The sequence below is a fragment of the Thermogutta sp. genome (genome assembly GCF_014359955.1).
GTDB lineage: Bacteria > Planctomycetota > Planctomycetia > Pirellulales > Thermoguttaceae > Thermogutta.
This window is the reverse complement of record NZ_JACIYL010000656.1, coordinates 1-2,546: the sequence shown is the minus strand read 5'-3', so window position 1 is coordinate 2,546 and position 2,546 is coordinate 1. Positions and strand designations below refer to the sequence as shown.

Annotated in this window: 3 protein-coding genes; 1 reads left to right on the top strand and 2 read right to left on the bottom strand. The window is 58.6% G+C overall.

The features are described from left to right. Positions 1–1,091: peptidylprolyl isomerase (locus H5U08_RS15520; protein WP_297035064.1), on the top strand; the 1,091-nt coding region annotated here is incomplete at its 5' end. Positions 1,092–1,309: 218 nt separating this feature from the next. Here the strand turns inward: H5U08_RS15520 and H5U08_RS15515 are convergent. Both H5U08_RS15515 and aroH read right to left on the bottom strand, forming a co-directional pair. Further along, positions 1,310–1,804, bottom strand: coding sequence for a Minf_1886 family protein (locus tag H5U08_RS15515; RefSeq protein ID WP_297035062.1), 495 nt, complete (start codon positions 1,802–1,804; stop codon positions 1,310–1,312). Positions 1,805–2,053: 249 nt separating this feature from the next. After that, a partial coding sequence (gene aroH, locus H5U08_RS15510) for a chorismate mutase (RefSeq protein ID WP_297035060.1) occupies positions 2,054–2,546 on the bottom strand: 493 nt, incomplete at its 5' end.

The window sequence follows — 2,546 nt, the reverse complement described above, 5'->3', positions numbered from 1 at the left end:
GATTGAAGGCCCTCACCGTTTTGGCCGAACCGGCTTCTCCGCCCCCCGCTACGTCTGCCCCGTCCGGACCCAAAGCGGAGGCCTTTCGGAAGGCTCTCGCAGAATGGGTCGACCTTTTAACGCAAATTCGGGAAATCCGCATGAAGTATCCTAACGCCAACCCGGCAGAAATGTCTCAGCTTCGCCAGCAGTACGAAAAACTGGTGGACGAAGCGCAACAGAAATTGCCGGGGCTCATTGCGGCGGCGGAAGCCGCGTATGATGAGAATCCGCAAACCGAGGGGGATCTTGTGGATCTTTTGCTGGAGGTGGCGCTCGACGATGGGGACTCCGGGAAATTCCAGGAGGCCCTGGCCCTTTCGGAAAAACTCCTGAAGAACAATGTCAAATCTCCTGTGGCGTACCTGGCGGCCGGAAAGGCGGCGTTTGCCCTGGAGGATTTCGAAAAGGCCACGAACTATTTTAAGAAGATCGAAGAATTGGGGATTAAGGATGACCAGGTCACCGCTTTGCGGGAAGCGGCCGAGTTCTACGCCAAGCAGAAACCGATCGAGGACCAAAAGCGCCAGGCCGAGGCCAAAGCCGACGACCTCCCGCGGGTTCTGCTGAAAACCACCAAAGGCGACATCCTTCTGGAACTGTTCGAGAATGAAGCCCCCAACACGGTCGCCAACTTCATCACCCTGGTGGAGCAGGGGTTCTACAACGGGTTGACGTTCCATCGCGTCATCCCCGGATTCATGGCCCAGGCCGGTTGTCCCAAAGGCGATGGAACCGGCGGTCCCGGCTATAAGATTGCCGATGAGTGCAATGCGCCCAACGCGCGGCTGCATTTCCGCGGGAGTCTCAGCATGGCCAACGCGGGACCCAACACCAACGGGTCGCAGTTTTTCATCACCTATATGCCGACGAGCCATCTCAATGGCAAGCACACCGTGTTTGGCCGCGTCATTTCGGGGATGGATGTGGTGGAAAAGCTCCAGCCGCGCGATCCTCAGGCGCCGAATCCTCCGGAACCCGACAAGATTATTTCGGCGACAGTCGTTCGCAAGCGGCCCCACCCCTACGTCGTCCAGAAGCTCGGCTCCTGAAGTCGTCGCGCTTCTTTACGAAGACGTGAGGACGGCGAGCGCGACCAGCGCTGCGATCCAGAGAAACAGGACCACGCTCATCAGGCCAAGGCGGACCCTTTCCCAGCGACCCGGCTGCCGACGCGATGGGGCATTCGGGGATTCTCGCTCGGCTTTTCCGGGTGCTTGGGTGAAAGGCTGGGAGCGTGCCGCCTTGCGGGGTCCTTTACCTGAGTGGTTCATTCAGCAGGACGCGTTCGGTTAGGTCGGGCAAACTGATAGTTCCGACAGAATACTTCCTCAAAATCGTAAACGTTGTCGAAATCCTCGCGTCGGTCCTCTCGTGTCTTGCGCATGAGCCCGATGCGGATGAGGTTGTACACTATTTCGCCAAAATCGCTCGTGGAGTAGATGCCCCAACTGTTGAGGACTGTTTTGGCGAGATAGCCGTACTGCTCTGTGGCGTAGAGGCGGGCGGCCTCGCAGAGTTCCTGGCCCGAAACGTGCCGTGCTTCCTCCTCTTCCTCCTCCGGTGAAGTTTCCAGCCCAAGTTGCTGCGCCTCCTGACGCACTTCTTCGGGGAGAGGTTCGCTGGGGGCTTTGCGCCCCATGCCCAGTTTGCGGGCATAATCCAGCGCCTGAAAGACAAACAGATAGGCGTCGAGTTTGTAGCGTGGATCCTCTTTCAAAAGGCGCAACAGTGCCTGAGGAAGGGGATATGCCGTTTCCGCCATGGTGGTCACGCTTATATGTGAAGATTCACGGGTTTTCAAATAACTTGATCAACGCAACTCTCTTGTTTGCTATACTCCAGACTGCCCCGGCAGGTTCGCTTTTACAGCCCATTATGGCTCAAAGGCAAGCGGGGTGAAATCCTGGCCTGCGATGGCGAAGAATCGCCAGGGCCAGGCGACGGTGACCCTAGGCCCGCGATCGGGCGAACATTCCTGAACCATGGGAGAGGTCTATGACGGGGTGCCGTCTCACTTCCCGCGCGGCTCGGAAGGTGAGGAGCTTGCCTGCGAGGCTGCACCATCGGGCTGCTCACCAACCGCCAGGGACAGTTTCCCGGTCACGGATCTGGAGGCCGGGTCTGCACGACCGCTCGGTTTTGCTTCCCGATTGAGATGGGCCTGAATCCATCGCTCGAGTTCCTCCCAGTCCACCGGCGGCAGAGAGGAAAGGTCCGGCCGAAGTTTCTCGGCGCCTTTGATGTACACGTGGACGATTTCCTCGGCCTTCTTTGTGGTATTCCACAGAATGAGGACGCGGATGCATCGCGGCAGGGCGCCGGGAACATCCAGTTCGTGGCCACAGAGCATGGCCACATTCATCCATCCCAATTGCCGGGCAGCCAGGGCAGGGAACTCCGCATTCAAATCGGGCGTGGTGGTGAAAATCGCGCTGGCGATGTCTTCCGGTTTGATTCCGTTTTGACGGATCATCAGGGCCAGCAACTGTCGGGTTGCTTCCAGG

Coding starts and splice junctions, on each gene's coding strand:
- H5U08_RS15515 (WP_297035062.1), bottom strand. CDS start 1,804: ATGGCGGAAACGGCATATCCCCTTCCTCAGGCACTGTTGCGCCTTTTG.